The organism is Phycisphaeraceae bacterium (assembly GCA_015709595.1).
Taxonomy (GTDB): Bacteria; Planctomycetota; Phycisphaerae; order Phycisphaerales; family SM1A02; genus CAADGA01.
In genome coordinates this window covers 66687-82707 of record CP054178.1, presented here as the reverse complement: position 1 = coordinate 82707, position 16021 = coordinate 66687, and the positions used below count along the sequence as shown (strand labels likewise).

The 16021-nt window shown below is 67.8% G+C and carries 12 protein-coding genes; 6 read left to right on the top strand and 6 right to left on the bottom strand.

Translation table 11 applies throughout. The features are described from left to right. The first annotated feature begins 42 nt into the window (after positions 1–42). Both mnmA and HRU76_00370 read left to right on the top strand, forming a co-directional pair. The gene (mnmA, locus tag HRU76_00375) at positions 43–1449 is read left to right on the top strand and encodes a tRNA 2-thiouridine(34) synthase MnmA (protein ID QOJ19047.1); all 1407 of its coding nucleotides are present in this window, start codon (positions 43–45) and stop codon (positions 1447–1449) included. A gap of 922 nt (positions 1450–2371) precedes the next feature. Then, on the top strand, positions 2372–3901 hold the full coding sequence (locus HRU76_00370) for a proline--tRNA ligase (protein ID QOJ16144.1): 1530 nt from the start codon (positions 2372–2374) through the stop codon (positions 3899–3901). A gap of 62 nt (positions 3902–3963) precedes the next feature. Here HRU76_00370 and lptD read toward each other — a convergent pair whose 3' ends face one another. After that, positions 3964–6924: an LPS assembly protein LptD gene (gene lptD, locus HRU76_00365; GenBank protein QOJ16143.1), complete on the bottom strand. Its 2961-nt coding sequence runs from the start codon at positions 6922–6924 to the stop codon at positions 3964–3966. A 1386-nt stretch (positions 6925–8310) separates the two neighbouring features. On the opposite strand from lptD, the gene HRU76_00360 reads away from it, so the two are divergent. After that, entirely contained in the window at positions 8311–8853 is a 543-nt protein-coding gene (locus HRU76_00360; GenBank protein ID QOJ19046.1) for a hypothetical protein, read from the top strand. Here HRU76_00360 and HRU76_00355 read toward each other — a convergent pair. From HRU76_00355 to HRU76_00335, 5 genes are all read right to left on the bottom strand, one after another. Continuing rightward, positions 8817–9797 carry a site-specific DNA-methyltransferase gene (locus HRU76_00355; GenBank protein ID QOJ16142.1) on the bottom strand — a complete coding sequence of 327 codons (981 nt, stop codon included), beginning with the start codon at positions 9795–9797 and terminating at the stop codon, positions 8817–8819. The two genes, HRU76_00360 and HRU76_00355, sit on opposite strands and share 37 nt — an antisense overlap. 55 nt (positions 9798–9852) lie before the next feature. After that, positions 9853–10344 (bottom strand): helix-turn-helix transcriptional regulator, encoded by a 492-nt coding sequence (locus HRU76_00350; protein ID QOJ16141.1) that lies wholly within the window; start codon positions 10342–10344, stop codon positions 9853–9855. A 179-nt stretch (positions 10345–10523) separates the two neighbouring features. Further along, on the bottom strand, positions 10524–11450 hold the full coding sequence (ftsY, locus tag HRU76_00345; protein QOJ16140.1) for a signal recognition particle-docking protein FtsY: 927 nt from the start codon (positions 11448–11450) through the stop codon (positions 10524–10526). A gap of 6 nt (positions 11451–11456) precedes the next feature. After that, positions 11457–11885, bottom strand: a complete 429-nt coding sequence (gene nusB / locus HRU76_00340) for a transcription antitermination factor NusB (protein QOJ16139.1) — start codon at positions 11883–11885, stop codon at positions 11457–11459. A gap of 1 nt (position 11886) precedes the next feature. Then, positions 11887–12393, bottom strand: a complete 507-nt coding sequence (locus HRU76_00335; GenBank protein ID QOJ16138.1) for a 6,7-dimethyl-8-ribityllumazine synthase — start codon at positions 12391–12393, stop codon at positions 11887–11889. Positions 12394–12549: 156 nt separating this feature from the next. Between HRU76_00335 and HRU76_00330 the strand changes: the two genes are divergently transcribed. The 3 genes from HRU76_00330 (at position 12550) to HRU76_00320 (ending at position 16005) form a co-directional block, all read left to right on the top strand. Next, entirely contained in the window at positions 12550–13518 is a 969-nt protein-coding gene (locus HRU76_00330) for a hypothetical protein (protein ID QOJ16137.1), read from the top strand. A 231-nt stretch (positions 13519–13749) separates the two neighbouring features. Continuing rightward, the gene (locus tag HRU76_00325; protein QOJ16136.1) at positions 13750–14367 is read left to right on the top strand and encodes a DUF4082 domain-containing protein; all 618 of its coding nucleotides are present in this window, start codon (positions 13750–13752) and stop codon (positions 14365–14367) included. A gap of 207 nt (positions 14368–14574) precedes the next feature. After that, positions 14575–16005, top strand: a complete 1431-nt coding sequence (locus HRU76_00320; protein ID QOJ16135.1) for a sigma-54-dependent Fis family transcriptional regulator — start codon at positions 14575–14577, stop codon at positions 16003–16005. The last annotated feature ends 16 nt before the right edge of the window (positions 16006–16021 follow it).

Below are 16021 nucleotides of genomic sequence, written 5' to 3'. Positions count from 1 at the left end.
CGATTCCGAGTGATTCAGCGCAAGCCCAAGGTGCTGGTGGCGATGTCCGGCGGCGTGGATTCGTCCGTCGCCGCGGCGCTGCTGCTGCGCCAGGGGTACGATGTGGTGGGGGTGTTCATGCGGCTGGGCTCGCCGGGCGAGACGCTGGATGAACTGATCGAGCAGAGTGAGCCGCTCGAGCAGAGTGAGCCGCGACCGTCAGGGAGCGGTTGTTCGCTCGCCGGGGCGGGGTCGCTCCCTCACGGTCGCGGTTCGCATGGTGAGGGGGTTGATCGGCGCCAGGATGGCAGCGGGTGCGCTGACACGCGCGACGCGGAGCGTCGCGCCACCCGGAAGCCGCGCACCATCCGCATCGGCCACCAGGGCTGCTGCTCCATCAACGACGCGGCGGACGCCCGTCTGGTCGCGGCGCACCTGGGCATTCCGTTCTACGTGGTCAACTTCAAGAAGGAGTTCGGCCGCATCATTGATTACTTCGTGGGCGAGTACAACGCCGGGCGCACCCCCAACCCCTGCGTGCGCTGCAACGACTGGCTGAAGTTCGGCAAACTGCACGAGTACGCGCGGCAGATCGACGCCGACTACGTGGCCAGCGGCCACTATGCGCGCATCGTCCCCTCTCCCTTGTCCGGGGGCGGGAGAGGGGCCGGGGGTGGGGGCGCCTTTCGCCTGCTCCGCGGGCTCGACCACTCGAAGGATCAGAGTTACGTCCTCTTCGGCGCGCCGCGCCATCGTCTGGCCGAGATGCTGCTGCCCATCGGCGAGATGCACAAGTCGCACGTGCGGGCGCTGGCGAAGGAGTGGGGACTGCCCGTCTTCGACAAGCCCGACTCGCAGGAGATCTGCTTCGTCCCCGACAACGACTACGCCGGGCTGGTCGCCCGCCGCGCGCCGCAGGCGGTCGCCGCCGGCCCCGTGGTGGATACGCACGGCAACACGCTCGGCGAGCATCCGGGGCATCAGCACTTCACCATCGGCCAGCGCAAGGGGCTGGGCGTGTCCGTGGGCCACCCGCTCTACGTCATCCGCAAGGATGCGGCGAGCAACACCATCGTGGTCGGTTCGAAGGATGAACTCCGCGCAACATCATGCATCGCCGGTGAAGTGAACTGGCTGGTGGAGAGGGAGGCATCGAGGGATCGAGGCGTCGAAGTGAGCCGCGACCGCCAGGGAGCGGTACTGCCCGACGCCGACGGCTGGATCCGATGCACCGCCAAGATCCGCTACAACGCGAAGCCCGTGCCGGCCTGGATGCGCGCGGCGCCGGTCGTTCACGGGCGAGACGCCCGTGCCACCGGGTTGGAGGATGGCAGGCGTGATCCCCACCACGTCGACCTGATCGAAGTCCGCTTCGATCAGCCGCAGGAGGCCGTCGCGCCCGGTCAGGCCGTGGTGTGCTACGACGGCGACGTCGTCCTCTGCGGCGGGTGGATTCGCGAAGCAGGATGAGGGTGAACGTGGTGCAGGCGTTCCGCCTGCGGATGGAATCAGCGGCGCAGGCGTCCCGCCTGCAGTCCGACCATCCGACAAGAATGTCACCAACCATCCACAATCGTGAAAAGCGCTTGGCGCACGATCGAATCACGGTAGTGTGTCATGCAGTTCGATCGTCGAGCGCGTGACGATGAGGCCGACCCCTGAGGTAGGCCGCTCCTCCGGCTCGATGGCGGATCGTCGGACGCAAGTCCGGCGGGTCGGGGCAACCCGATCCGAAGCGCGGCCGTCACACGCCGCGAACCGTCGCTGGAAGCATCGCCCGCTCGCGCGGCGCGACGCTCGAAGCGCCGGTTCAGGCGACGGCGCAGCGCGAACGCCGTCGGAGGCCATTGCCGCCCGGTTCGCCGGGCGACGCGGCACTGCGACAGGACCGACGGCGAACCCCCGCAAGGGGGTTGGAATGGGAGGTGGTCGAACGACTTTCCCGTTCCAAACAGCCGAGTGCGACGCGGCGCAGCGTTTCGCACCGGCGAGAGCGGCGGGCGCGCGGCCTCGGCTGCGTTCCGCCTGCTCGTACGGTTCGAGGTGAGGGTCGCCAACCCTCGCCGACAGGGCCGGGCGACCGGCCCGCCCGAGCGAAGGTTCGGTGACCCGAACCTCGACCGAAAGCACGAAGGCCCCCGAGCAGGGGGCCTTCGGCATTTCCGGGGTGTTCACCACGGAGGCCTCGGTGAACGCGCATGAACCAGCGATTGAAACTGCCGATGTCAACGCACGGACGATCGACTCCGGCGAGTCGCGTCCTTTCCAACCGTGTTCGTTGACCCGCGCTGGACCCTGACCGCGTGCTCCGCGATGCCCGCCTATGGTTGGACCCGCCCGCCGCATCCATCAGTAGGCCGGTCACACGGCAGTGCATCCCCCTGTGTCGCCCATGTCCCACCAGCATTCATCCAAGCCCCAATCCGCCATCTCCCCCACCCGCGCCGAGGACTACCCGGAGTGGTACCAGCAGGTCATCCGGGCCGCGGACCTGGCGGAGAACTCGCCGGTGCGTGGATGCATGGTCATCAAGCCGTGGGGGTACGCGCTGTGGGAGAACATGCAGCGCGTGCTGGATGGCATGTTCAAGTCCACCGGCCACCGCAACGCCTACTTTCCGCTGTTCATCCCGCTCTCGTACCTGGCCAAGGAGGCCGAGCACGTCGAGGGCTTCGCCAAGGAGTGCGCGGTGGTCACGCACCACCGGCTGATTCACGACCCCAGGACCGGCGGGCTGATGCCCGATCCCGCCGCCGCGCTGGAAGAGCCGCTCGTCGTCCGCCCCACCAGCGAAACGATCATCGGCGAGATGTTCGCCAAGTGGGTGCAGAGCTACCGCGACCTGCCCCTGCTCATCAACCAGTGGTGCAACGTGGTGCGCTGGGAGATGCGCACGCGGCTGTTTCTGCGCACCGCGGAGTTCCTGTGGCAGGAGGGACACACCGCTCACGCCACCCGCGAGGAAGCGGTCGAAGAAACCGTCCGCATGCTCAACGTCTACGCCGACTTCGCGGAGAACTGGATGGCCATGCCCGTCATCAAGGGCCGCAAGAGCGAGGGCGAGCGCTTCCCCGGCGCGGTGGACACCTACTGCATCGAGGCCCTCATGCAGGACCGCAAGGCCCTTCAGGCGGGCACATCCCACTTCCTCGGGCAGAACTTCGCCAGGTCGTCGGACATCAGGTTCCTCGACCAATCGGGCCAGCAGGTCCACGCCTGGACCACATCCTGGGGCGTCTCCACGCGCCTGATCGGCGGCCTGCTGATGACCCACTCGGATGATGACGGCCTGGTGCTGCCGCCGCGGCTGGCGCCCACCCACGTCGTCATCATCCCCATCATGCACAAGGCGGAGAACGAGGAAGCCCTGCGCAACTACTGCCAGAAGATCGCGGATGACCTGAAGACCACGCTCTACCACGACCGCGCGGTGCAGGTGGAGATCGACTGGCGCGACGGGCGCGGCGGCGACAAGGTCTGGTCCTGGATCAAGAAGGGCGTGCCCCTGCGCGTGGAAGTCGGCCCGCGCGACATGGCGAGCGATTCGGTCTTCGTCGGACGCCGCGACCGCGGGCCGAAGGAGAAGCAGTCCATCCCGCGGGCCCAGTTCGTCGAAGGCGTCAAGGCGATGCTGGATGACATCCAGGCCGGCCTGCTCGCCAGGGCCCGCGCCTTCCGCGAGGCCAACACCCGCATCATCGACGGCCAGGCCGACTTCCGCGACTTCTTCAAGTCCGACGCCGCCGGCGGCGGCTTCGCGCTCACGCACTTCTGCAACGACCCGGCGGTGGAGAAGCAGATCAAGGATGACCTGGGCGTCACCCTCCGCTGCATCCCGCTCGAAAGCCCCGACGGGCCCGGCACGTGCCCGTTCACCGGCCAACCCAGCCCGCAGCGGGTGGTGTGGGCGAAGGCGTACTGACGGCGGAGCGCCCGCCGCCGGGCCTCTGCCGCGCCGCTCAGCGCATCGTCGAGCGGCGGTCCTCAGAAGCGCGTCCACTGCACCGTGGCGGAGAACTTCGTCTCATCCACGATCTGGTCGTGGCGCACGGAGAGATTCAGGTCGAAGTCGGGGAAGCGCCGGATCAGCGCCAGCCGCAGCGCCCTGAACTCGTCGCGGTTGAAGTCCCACTGCGGAGAGAACGCCACCGTGTACTTGGGCGTGATCTGGTACGTCCACCCCACGCCCAGCAGCCGCAGGTCGTCCGCGTCGAGATACCTGAACTCCACGAACGTCGTGAACACCGGCGAGTGCCGCAGCTCCATGCCCACCGCGCCGCGGGCGAAGCGCCCCTCGTCGATGTCGTAGACGCCCTCGGACACGATCGACAGCGTGTCGCTCACCTGCCACGCCAGCGTGGCCGACCAGTGATCGACCATGTTGGAGTATTCAGGTCGATACTCGAAGAACTGCGGAACCGGATGCTCCCGGTCGGCGTCGTTGGAGGCCAGCACCAGGGCCACGTCGAAGGTCAGCACGTCCACCGAGCGCCAGTTGCCCGGCCCGCCGCGCTGCGTCTGCCACGTGTTCAGCAGCCCGAAGCGCACCGCCGTGGCGTTGGCCAGCGACTCCACCGCCTCATCGAACACCGGCAGATCGGTCTGCCGCACGCTCGAGTAGCCGTACCAGAGCAGGATGCTCGGCTCCACCAGGTGCCGCAGCCGGTGCAGGTCGAACAGCCGGCTCTCGACCGAGTTGTCAATCCGCTGGAACAGCGTGGAGATGCGCAGTCCCGCCGCGCCGAAGAACCGCATCGAGTCCGAGTCCTCCGAGAAGTTCTCGAACTCGTCATCGTACATGGTGAAGCGGCCCGCCACGAAGGGCGTCACGTCGAAGATGCCCACCTTGCCGGGCATGGACAGCTCGTGCCGGGTGTCGAAGCGGTGCAGGAATCGCGTGGGGTACCCCGCCGCCTCGAACAGGTCGGACGGCGAGGTCGTCCCCGCGAAGCGGAAGGGAATGCCGAAGGCGCTGGAGCGCACGCCCAGCTCCTCGGGCGTGTTGCGCTCGAAGGAAAAGCCCACGCGCGAGTAGCGGTACTCGCTGGAATACGTGAACCGCTCGCCGAAGATCGAGTCCCCGTACCGCCGGTACGTCAGTTCGGGCAGTTTCTCCACCTGCGCGGCCCGGCTGGCCAGCAGCCACGAGTTGGAGATGAAGTCATCCAGGTCGTACTTGGCCAGCACCGTCCAGGCGGTGTGGTCATCGAGGTTGCGAAGGTAGAAACTCGTCTCGTACTCGCGCCGCTCGTGGAAGTCGTCCTCGCGGAAGGTGGTGATGAACGTCTCATCCGAGATGAACGACGCCTGCGCCTGCATCACCAGGGTGGTGCTCAGGCGCATCTGGTGCTCCCACAGCGCCACGCCCCGCGGGCTGGAATCCTGATCGACCTCCCGCCCCGCGGAGGTCTTGTCGATGCCGTCATCAATCATGCCGTAGAGGTCGATCACCCCCGCCGTGTCGGTGAAGTCGTACTCGAACTTCACGCCCGCGCCCACGCCGCGCTTGGTGAAGGCGTCCAGCTCCAGTTCGATGTCCGTGCCCTCGACCGGCTCGCGCCCCAGCAGCGAGTACAGCCCCCACGCGGTCTTGATCTCCACGCCGTTGTTGTTGCTCGTGCCGATGCTGGCCGAGCGCAGCGGCACATCGCGCAGGGTGCCGCTCAGCCGGGGCCACCACAGGATCGGCACGCCGCCGATCCGCATGGTGTTGCCGCGGCTGTCCACGTGCGTCTCGGTGAGCGGCTCGCCCGTGTCCGCATCCTGCGAGCGGCGGCGCGTCACCACCGCGTCCCCCGACCCCAGCGCCAGGTGCGGCGTGAAGAACTCGCTGGTGGAGACGACCGTCTTCTTCGCCCGCCACTGGTCGCGCGACAACTGGTGCATCTCCCGCGCCCGCGCGTAGATGGTCGTCCGCAGGTTGGCGGAGTACATCTTCACCACGCCATCCATCACGATGGCCCGCTGACCGGCCACATCGTAGTAGATCTGGTCGCCGCGCACCGTGTAGTTGCCGTCGGTGGCGACCACGTTGCCCTCCAGGTAGATGCCGCGCACGAAGTCCGCCTCCGCCGCCAGGTTGGGCAGGTCGCGCAGCGGACCGGGCTTCGTGAAGATCACCGCCCGCTCCGCCGACAGCGTCAGCCGCGAATACTCGGCATCATCCTTGTCATCCGAGTATTCCACCATCACCAGGCCCGTGGCGAGAATCACGTTTTCCACCTCGCCCGACTCAACCTCCACCTGCCCCGCCGACACGCTGATGCGCCCGGACGGATCGAACAGCGGCAACTGCGGGTCCACCGGCAGCTCGATCTCATCCCGCAGGTCCGGCAGCGTCTCCGGCGGCACGCCGCCGGGCACGAGCGGCGGCATGGTCGCCCGCGCCGGGGCTTCCGTCTGCGGGCGCTGCGCCAGCGCGGGCGTCGTGGACACCAGGCGCCGGATGTGATCCGCCAGCCGCGCCTCGCCCGCCCGCACGATCGGCGCCGCGCTGCGCCGCTCGCGCATCGAGGCCGCCTGCAGCGTCACCGCCCCACGGGCCGAGCCGGTCACCAGCAGCCGGTCGCCCGTCACGCCCAGCCCCGCCCGCTTGCCGGGGTCCACCACGCGGTCGAAGTAGATCGCCACCTGGTTGATCAGCCCCCCCGCGCTGTCCATGCGGTTGAGCCAGACCACCGCCTCGCCCGCCTCGAACTGGTGCCCGGCGATCGTCACCCGCACATCGCCCGCCAAGTGCAGCCGCTTGGTGTCATCCACCTCCCACGCCTGGGCGCTGAAGGCGGCGAAACGCATGTCGCCCGCCAGCGGCTCCACCGGCAGCACCACGCCGCTGAGCCGGTCGCCCGTGATGCGGATCGTCTCCTGCCCCCCCACGCGGACCGACAGGGCGCCGCACCACGCCGCCACCATCACCAGCAGACCGGCGGCCCACCAACGCGACATGACCTGGGTTCCATCCACGGGGCCCATGATACCGACCGGCGCGACCAGCCACAAGGAAGACGGGCGGGCGGAGCCGCCGACGGAAGGCGAGCCGCAGAACCGGAGCGCCGGAGAACAGGCACTCGATCCACCGATGAACACGGATGAGCACGGATGGTCAGAACTCAGAGATCATGCTCTGAATCTCCGTTCATCGGTGTTCATCCGTGGACTCCCCCCGGTTTCCGGACGCGCCGTGGCGTGAGAGGGGGCGCTCCCTGAGCGAGCCGCGACCACCCGTGAGCGAGCCGCGACCATCCGTGAGCGAGCCGCGACCATCCGTGAGCGAGCCGCGACCGTGAGGGAGCGGTCGGCCCGCGCCGCCAGGTGGGGGGCCCGCGCCGTGGCGTGGAGGGGGCGCTCCCTGAGCGAGCCGCGACCATCCGTGAGCGAGCCGCGACCATCCGTGAGCGAGCCGCGACCATCCGTGAGCGAGCCGCGACCATCCGTGAGCGAGCCGCGACCGTGAGGGAGCGGTCGGCCCGCGCCGTGGCGTGAGAGGGGGCGCTCCCTGAGCGAGCCGCGACCATCCGTGAGCGAGCCGCGACCGTGAGGGAGCGGTCGGCCCGCGCCGCCAGGTGGGGGGGCCGCGCTGCGCCGTGGGGGGGCCGCGCCGTGGCGTGGGGGGGGCCGCCATCTTGCAAAGTCCCCGCGCGCCTTGTAAAGGGAACGCGCCTTGAACAAGGGAACGCTTCCCTTGAACGGGGGAAGGAAGGACTTTGCAAAGGGAGCCGTTCCCTTGAACGAGGGAGCCGTTCCCTTGAACGGGGGAACCGTTCCCTTGAACGAGGGAGAGCGGGACTTTGCAAAGGGAAGGAGGGACTTGAACGTGGCGCGCGGGGACTTTGTCGTGGCGCGCGGGGACTTTGCAATGGGAGAGCGGGACTTTGCAAAGGGAACGCGGGACTTTGCAATGGGAGAGCGGGACTTTGCAAGATCAGCGGTGGGCGGATGCGCGGCCCGTGGGGATTGTGCGGGTTGTTCGGGCGCACGGACTGCGCCGCCGCCGGATGGTGCGGGTTGTGCGGGGGCGGGCGGGGGCTGGCTGGCTGCGCGGGTTCAACCACCGGCGGGACGCCGGGTGCGCCGGGTTCGCGGCTGGGCCGTCAGGGGCGCGGTCAGCCGCTCGTATTGCTCGAAGAGGTACTCGAAGCGTCGGGAGAGGGACCACATCTGCTCGCGACGCGACACCGGCTTGAAGGAGCCCGGCTCTGGCCCTACCGTCCGCCGATGGCCAAGGCCGATCCCGAACTCGCTGCGTGTCGCCTTGCGCGGTTGAAGATTGGCCAGTTCAACCCCAGAGCGGTCATCCCCTGCGGCTGCACCGTGGCGCACGTGTGCGCCGCGATGAACGACTTTCTCGACTTTCTTGAGTTCATCAACAGGCAGTTGAACACCAAGGGCCTTCCACGCCTCGAATCGTTCCTGATGCCAGCGAATTTCAGCAGCATCGTCGGCGAGTTCATGACCACCACGATCCCCAGGCACTGCCCGATGCTGGTGAAGAACCGCTACCACAACGGACATCCCGACCTGCTCCCGGCGGGCAAGTACTCCGGCGACGCCCAACTTCATGCGCCGGAGGGGATCGAGATCAAGGGATCGCGCTACATCAGGGGTTGGCAGGGGCACAATGCCGAGGATGTCTGGCTGATGGTGTTTGTGTTCGACGCCAACCGGATCACCGATGCTCATCGCGGCATCGCTCCCAGGCCGTTTCGGTTTCTCAAGGTGGTCGGAGCCAGGTTGAGCGCGAGCGACTGGCAGTTCTCGGGCCGGTCCGAAACAAGCCGACGCACCATCACGGCGAGCGTGAAGCCATCGGGTTTCGCCAAGATGGAGGCGAACTGGATTTATCGCGCGATCGACGCTGCAGCGGGCGCGGATTGAAAGAGCAGTTCCTCCGAATGGGCGCCGACGAGCCGATCTGACGTGGGGACGTGCAGCCGCGCCAGACGCGGGACCGCGTGTCGTGCCAACTCGAAGAACGCTTGATCCCGTTCGATGCCGACCGCGCTGACGCCAACAGCATTGGCGGCGGCGATTGTCGAGCCCCCGCCCATGAATGGATCGACCACCACGCCTTGGCCCAGCGGAAGCGCGGCATACACCAATCGCCGCATGAGCGACTGGGGCTTGAGACTGGGGTGATCCGCGATGTCGCGCTCCAATCGAGGGGTGCGCTCACTCAGGATCACGTCCTCGAATGGCTTGTCGTTGAGGTATCGGCGCAGGCCGCCGGTCTGAAACTCTCGCAGGCAATCGCTCACGCGCATTCCGGGGCGCAGCGGCTTGCGGAGGATGCCCCATGGTTCGTAGCACCCCTTGGCCATCGAACACACGCCGCTGAACTCGGTTTCCGCGTTCTTGGGGCGGTCGCCGCCGCGCAGCGTGCGCACCAGTCGGATGATTTCACCTCGGAACTCCAACCCGCTCTCGACGAGAGCCCCGAACACGAGTTGTGAGACAAAGGCGTTGGTCGCGATGAACACGTGCCCGCCTGGCCGCAGCGCGGTGGCCGCCAATGCGGCCCATTCGACGAAGAACGCGCGCAGGCGTGCTCGCTCCGCGGGATCGAGCGCCGTGAAACGTGGAAGGGGCTGGCGGTTGCTGCCATCAAAGGAAGGCGGGATTCGCCAGATCCCGCCTTTTCCGTTGGCGCGTTTCTCCAACTGATCGCTGTCATACTCCTTCACGCCGTAGGGCGGATCGGTGACAATCGCATGAATCGAATCTTTCGGAACCCGCCGCAGCCATTCGAAGCAATCCGCGTGGATCAGACGCGATGCGCCGACCTCGACAGTGGGGAAGCCGAATGTGAACTGGGCGGTCATTCTGTTGGTCGCTGGCCCGGGCATCGCCCGAGGATAGTTCCGAATACGGGACTAGTCAAGTGTGTTTTCGGCGAGGCGTGAGAGCAAGGTTGAGCGTCTTGCAGAGTTGTTCGAGGTTGCCGCCTGACAGGTCGCGCTTTCCTGCGAGAAAGTCATACACGGCGGTTTTGCTCACGCCGCTCTCCTGGACAAGGCGGTACTGGGTCCACTTCCTGCGGTCGAGTTGGGCGAGGATCGCTTCACGGAACATCAGCGCCGCCATTGTACGGCTGAACGCGAAGCGAAGAATCACGGCAGGAAGGGTGGACTCGTGCGGCGTGTGCTCGGCGATCAGGGTTCCGGGCCAGAGCAGGTCGATGAACTCGTAGGTGCCCCGGATGGTGGCGACGGGGGCCTCGAAGGAGGCGACCATGCGGCGGCTGACGCCGAAGCAGCGGAAGAACTCGTTCCAGAACGACTGGGCGTCGCCCCGCTCGCGGGTTGCGCCGGCCCACTCACGCGAGAAGGCGATGGCGTTCTGGCGGATTTCGCTCCAACTCAGGGGCATGGTCGCAGAGTGTACCGCAACGTTCGGGGTGGAGCGTGGGGTGCCTGCGCGTCCGGCGCGGGCGTGACCATGCCGCGCTCGCGCATTCCGCTGCTGAAGGCCGCGTAGACGGGGCGGGTGGTCATGGCCGAGCGGCCTGTTCCGGGTCGCGGGGGGATGATGTCTCGGGCCGGTTGCTCTCACCCCGCCGCGAACATGGCCTCGATGAACTCGTCCGGGTCGAAGGGCTCCACGTCGGCGGGCGTTTCGCCCACGCCGACGAGTTTGACGGGCACGCCCAGTTCATCCTGGATGGCCAGCACGATGCCGCCCTTGGCGGTGCCGTCCAGTTTGGCGAGGAAGATGCCGGTGACCTGGATGTGCTCCTTGAAGCGGCGGGCCTGCGCGATGCCGTTCTGCCCGGCGGTGGCGTCGATCACCAGCAGCGCTTCGTGGGGGGCGCCCGGAATTTTCCTGGCGACCACGTTGCGGACCTTCTCCAACTGCCGCATGAGGTTGATGTCGGTGTGCAGACGCCCGGCGGTGTCGATGAGCAGCACGTCCACCTTGCGGGCCAGGGCGGCGTCGATGGCGTCGTAGACCACGGCGGCGGGGTCGGCCCCGGCGGCGCCCTTCACGATGTCAACGCCCAGCCGCTGCGACCAGATTTCCAGCTGCGCCACCGCGCCGGCGCGGAAGGTGTCGGCGGCGGCCAGCAGCACGCTCCGTCCCTCGTCCCGCAGCGACTTGGCGATCTTGGCCACGCTGGTGGTCTTGCCCGCGCCGTTGACGCCGGCGACCAGGACCACGGTGGGCGGCGTGGACGCCACGGCGATGCCGCGCGGCGTGCCGGCCCAGCGGGCTTTGAGCTTCGATTTGAGGAACTCGATGGCGTCCTCGCCGCGGGAGACTGTGCCGGAGCGGAACTCGCGGCGCAGTTCATCCACGATCTGCCGCGTGGCGTTCACGCCCACATCGGCGGTGATGAGGCGGGTTTCGATCTCGTCGATGAGTCCTTCGCTGAGCGACTTGCCGAAGAGCAGGCCGCGCAGGCCGCCGCCGAGGGCCTCGCGGGTGCGGGCCAGCCCCTTCCTGATCGCTCCGATGGTCTTGCGGAACAGGCCCATGCGTGCTCACGTGCCCGTGACGGCGTTGGGCGCGGTTCGTTCGGTGCGGTGCAGTTTGTCGAGCACGCCGTTGATGAAGAGGTGGGACTTGTCGGTGCTGAACTCCTTGGCGAGCTCCACGGCCTCGTTGATGGCGACCTTGGGGGGCACCCCGCCGTGCGTCATCTCGTACCAGGCCAGACGCAGGATGCAGCGGTCGATGACCGGCTGGCGATACGTGGGCCATTCGGGGGAGAGGGCGGCGACGGCGGCATCCGCCTCGGCGCGGAACTCCCACGCCAGGGTGGCGAGGTTGAGGCCGGCCTGGTGGGTTTCGGCGTCGCCCTGCGATTCGCCGAGCGACGCCAGCACGAGGTCGGGCTGGTCGGCCCGGCCGGCGTCGAACTGGTAGAGCGCCTGCAGGGCGCAGCGCCGGATCTGTCGCTGGGGGCCCATGTCAGGCGCCCCCCTGGGCGGCGCGGGCCAGTGACGCCTCGCGGATGGCGTGGATGGTGGACGCGGCGTCGAGGGCGGCGGTCATGGCCTCGGCGCCCTTGTTGCCGCGGGAGCCGCCGGCGCGCTGGCGGGCCTGCTCGAGGGTCTGGCAGGTGAGCACGCCGAGGGCGACGGGGGTGCCGTAGGACACCGAGAGCCGCATGAGGCCATCGCTGACGGCGTGGGCGATGTACTGATCGTGGGTGGTCTCGCCGGTGATGATGCAGCCGAGCGCGACGAGGGCGTCCACCTCGCCTTCATCGAGCACGGCGGCGGCGATGACCGGCAGTTCGTAGGCGCCCGGCGCGTGGAAGAATCGCAGATCGGCGGGGTCGCCTCCCGCGGCCGCGAAGGCGGACTGCGCCCCGGCGCGCAGGGACTCCGTCACATCCGCGTGATAACGGCTGACGATCACCGCGACCCGAAGGCCGGCGGCGGAGGCCTGGTTGGCGACTGGGGCGTGCGACACGGCGTGCTCTCAGGGAAGTCGGGAGTGTAGATGGATCGGTGGGGGGTTTCCATGCGGGGGAGCGCGGTCAGCCGTGAGCCAACAGCCGTTGGGCAAGAGCCGTCAGCCCAGGGCCGCATCTCGCTCGATCTGTGCGCCGCCGGGGTACCATCCGGCGTGCGCGCGTTGACTCGACGCATTCTGACGGCGATCCAGCTCACGCGGCTGACGATGGCGTTTGGCGCGGTGGCGGACGTGTGGCTGGTGATTCTGCTCTCCCGCGCCCTGGCGTCGGAGGGGGATGCGATCCCCGTGGTGTCGATGCCGCTCGTCTCGGCGCTGGCGCTGGGCGCGGTGGTGGCGGTGGGTCTGTTCGCGTACGGCGCGTCGCTGAATGATGTGCTGGACGCGCGGCACGACAGCGCGTTCAGCCCGGAGCGGCCGATCCCGGCGGGTCGCATCCGGGCGGGGCAGGCCATCGTGGTGACGGTGGGCGCGCTGCTCATCGCCATCCTGGCGGCGCAGGCGATGGGGCTCCTGTCGCTCCAGATGACGCTGCTGACGGCGATGGGAATCCTGTTCTACAACGCGGCGGGCAAGTTCATTCCCGCGGCGGGGATGATCTCCATCGGGCTCATCCACGCGGTTCACATGTTCATCCCCAACGCGGAACTGGGATTCACCTGGCCCGCGTGGCTGGTGATGACCCACGCCATGGCGATCGCGTACGGGTCGCATCTGCTGGAGGGGAAGAGGCCGCGCATCTCGCGCCATGCCGCCGCGGTCATTCTCGGATCATGGATGACGTGGAGCGGGGCGATCATCGGACTGGGCTTCTGGCGGGAAGGGGCCTGGCCCGACCGGGCGTCGGCGGTCAACGTGCTCTGGCCGGCTCTGGCGGTGGTTGGATTCATCGCGGTGGCCCGGTGGAAGACGATCGGCGTCAGCGGAGCCGTGGCGGCGGAGAAACTGCGCCGGTACGGCGCCATGTGGCAGGCGCTGTATGGAAGCGCGTGGCTGCTCATGCTGGACCTGCGAACGCAGGCGGTGTGGCTGGGCGCCTTCGCCGTGCTGGGGTTCAGCGGCATGACCATCATCAAGGAGGTCGCGGGGCAGGCGGCGCGCCGGGACGAGTTCCGGGAATAGTACGGAAACCCATGTCTGTCGACTATTTACGACTGCCGCCAGGTCCGGGCGTCCGGGTTGTCCCCTCCTGGTGCGAGTCCCTCGGATCGTGCGTCCATGAACGGGTTCACCACGGGGGAGAATTGTTCTTGCGTGATTCGAAAACACCAGTAGAATACAAGCGTGTAGGGCGGGCTTGTGGGGTGTTCCTCGAGCTGCAAAGCCCTGGGAGACGTGAGAGGAGAATCAAACATGAGACGATTTGCAGGAGCCGCCTTGGCCGTGGCGGCGGTGGCGTTTGGCGCCCAAGGGCAGGTTCCGGGCGTGGAGTTTGCCGCGCCGGGCTCTTCCTTCAGCGGTGACAATGGGCCGTGGACCTTGGGCTGGTCGTTCCGGGTGAACAATGCTCCCATCAACGTGACTCACCTCGGGTATTACGACCATGATGGCAACGGCCTGGGGCAGTCACATGATGTCGGTCTGTGGGACATCAACGGCAACCTGCTGGCCTCGCTGACGGTGCCCGCGGGCACGGCGGCCCCGCTCACCGGGCACTTCCGCTACGTTCAGCTGAGTTCGGCGGTGGTGCTCGCCGCGAACCAGTCCTATGTCATCGGCGGCGTGTCGGGCGGACAGGGTGGCAACGACTTCTACACCTTCAACACCACCGGTTTCACCGTCATTCCTGAGATCACCTTCACCGGCGACCGCTGGGTCGGGGGCAACATTCTGACCTTCCCGACGCAGATTTCCGGCGTGGCCAACGGTTTCTTCGGCGCCAACTTCATGCACGGCGAGATTCCCGCTCCTGGCGCCCTGGCCCTGCTGGGCGTGGCTGGCGTGGTGTCGCGTCGGCGTCGACGCGCCTGATTCGCGCCTGTCGTTCCTTGGCGAGAAGCACCCCGGGACGCCCCTCGGCGTCCCTTTTTCATTGACGCGGAGGCGTCTCAACGACAGCGGTCCTCCCCGCCGCGATGACCGAGAATGATGTTGCCACCACGCGACACCGGGTGAACCGACCGCTCGAACGGGTCGATGAATGGAGGTCGATTCCCAACGAGATGGCAGGGATGCTTCATGGCGTCGTCTACCCAGCCCACGGCTCGCGTGTTGATCGTCGATGCGGAGACGCTTGTCGGCGATGCGTTGGGGGGCTTCCTGCGAGAATCAGGTTATCAGACGGACGTGACATCGTCAGCGGAGACCGCCCTCGATGTCATCCGACGCACCCGGACCAGTCCGCATTCCGTGGAGCCGTTCGCCGTCGCGGTGATCGACCTCAACCTGCCGGGGATGAGCGGCATGGAGCTGATCCGCCGACTGCGCGAGGAGGCGCCGGAGATCGTTCCGCTGGTCACGACCGGCTACGGCACGATCGAATCCGCGGTCGAGGCCATCCGGCTGGGCGCCAGCGACTACCTGCTCAAGCCGCTGGTCGATGCCGAGTTCCTGATCGCGGTCGAGCGGGCGCTGCGCCAGCACGCCCTGCTGGCGGAGAACAGCCGGCTCCGAAAGCAACTGGATGCCCGACACGGGCTGGATGGCATCGTCGGACAGGATCCGCGCATGCGGCGCATCTTCGACCTGGTCGAGGCCGTCGCGCCCACGCGCACCACCGTGCTGATGAGCGGCGAGTCCGGCACGGGCAAGTCGATGATCGCCCGCGCGATTCATCAGCGTTCGCCTCGCCGAGACAGGCCGTTCGTGGAGATCGCCTGCGGGTCAATCCCGGAAACGCTGCTGGAGAGCGAACTCTTCGGGCACGTGAAGGGGTCGTTCACGGGGGCGCACGCGGACAAGCCGGGACGCTTCCTGGCGGCCAACGGCGGAACGATCTTTCTGGATGAGATCAACTCGGCCTCTCCCGCCATGCAGCTCAAACTGCTGCGCGTGCTGCAGGAGAAGCGGTTCGAGCCGGTCGGGTCGTCCGAGACGGTCGAGGTGGACGTGCGGGTGATCCTCGCCAGCAATCAGCCGCTGGAGGAGCTGGTGGCGCGAGGGGAGTTCCGGCAGGATCTGTACTACCGCATCAACGTGGTGATGGTGGAGGTGCCGCCGCTGCGAAGTCGAGCCAGCGACATTCCGCTGCTCGCCGCGCACTTTCTGGAGCAGTTCGCACGGGATGCCGGTCGCGAGGTCGTCGGCTTCACCGACGAGGCGATGAACGCGCTGCGTGGCTACGCGTTCCCCGGCAACGTGCGGGAACTGCAGAACATCATCGAGCGCGCCGTGGTGCTCTCACGGTCGGCGCGGGTTCAACTGGACGACCTGCCGCCCAACGTGACGGGTGAGGCGCCTCGTTCCTTCACGTTCCCAACCGAGCCATACCAGCCCATGACGCTGGAGGAAGCGCTCCGGGAGCCGGAGCGGCGAATCATCCTGGCGACGCTGGAGCACAACGCCTGGAATCGACAGCGCACCGCCGACGTGCTGGGCATCAACCGCACGACGCTCTATAAGAAGATGAAGCAGCTGGGGCTGGACGAGTTCCGCGCCGCCGCAGGTTGACGCGGCGGGAAGGGCG

What these genes read in the sequence shown, in the direction of transcription:
- HRU76_00360 (QOJ19046.1), top strand. Translation starts at nt 8,311, where the DNA reads ATGAACGACTTTCTCGACTTTCTTGAGTTCATCAACAGGCAGTTGAAC.
- HRU76_00355 (QOJ16142.1), bottom strand. Translation starts at nt 9,797, where the DNA reads ATGACCGCCCAGTTCACATTCGGCTTCCCCACTGTCGAGGTCGGCGCA.
- HRU76_00350 (QOJ16141.1), bottom strand. Translation starts at nt 10,344, where the DNA reads ATGCCCCTGAGTTGGAGCGAAATCCGCCAGAACGCCATCGCCTTCTCG.
- HRU76_00325 (QOJ16136.1), top strand. Translation starts at nt 13,750, where the DNA reads ATGAGACGATTTGCAGGAGCCGCCTTGGCCGTGGCGGCGGTGGCGTTT.
- ftsY (QOJ16140.1), bottom strand. Translation starts at nt 11,450, where the DNA reads ATGGGCCTGTTCCGCAAGACCATCGGAGCGATCAGGAAGGGGCTGGCC.
- HRU76_00370 (QOJ16144.1), top strand. Translation starts at nt 2,372, where the DNA reads ATGTCCCACCAGCATTCATCCAAGCCCCAATCCGCCATCTCCCCCACC.
- lptD (QOJ16143.1), bottom strand. Translation starts at nt 6,924, where the DNA reads ATGTCGCGTTGGTGGGCCGCCGGTCTGCTGGTGATGGTGGCGGCGTGG.
- mnmA (QOJ19047.1), top strand. Translation starts at nt 43, where the DNA reads ATGTCCGGCGGCGTGGATTCGTCCGTCGCCGCGGCGCTGCTGCTGCGC.
- nusB (QOJ16139.1), bottom strand. Translation starts at nt 11,885, where the DNA reads ATGGGCCCCCAGCGACAGATCCGGCGCTGCGCCCTGCAGGCGCTCTAC.
- HRU76_00320 (QOJ16135.1), top strand. Translation starts at nt 14,575, where the DNA reads ATGGCGTCGTCTACCCAGCCCACGGCTCGCGTGTTGATCGTCGATGCG.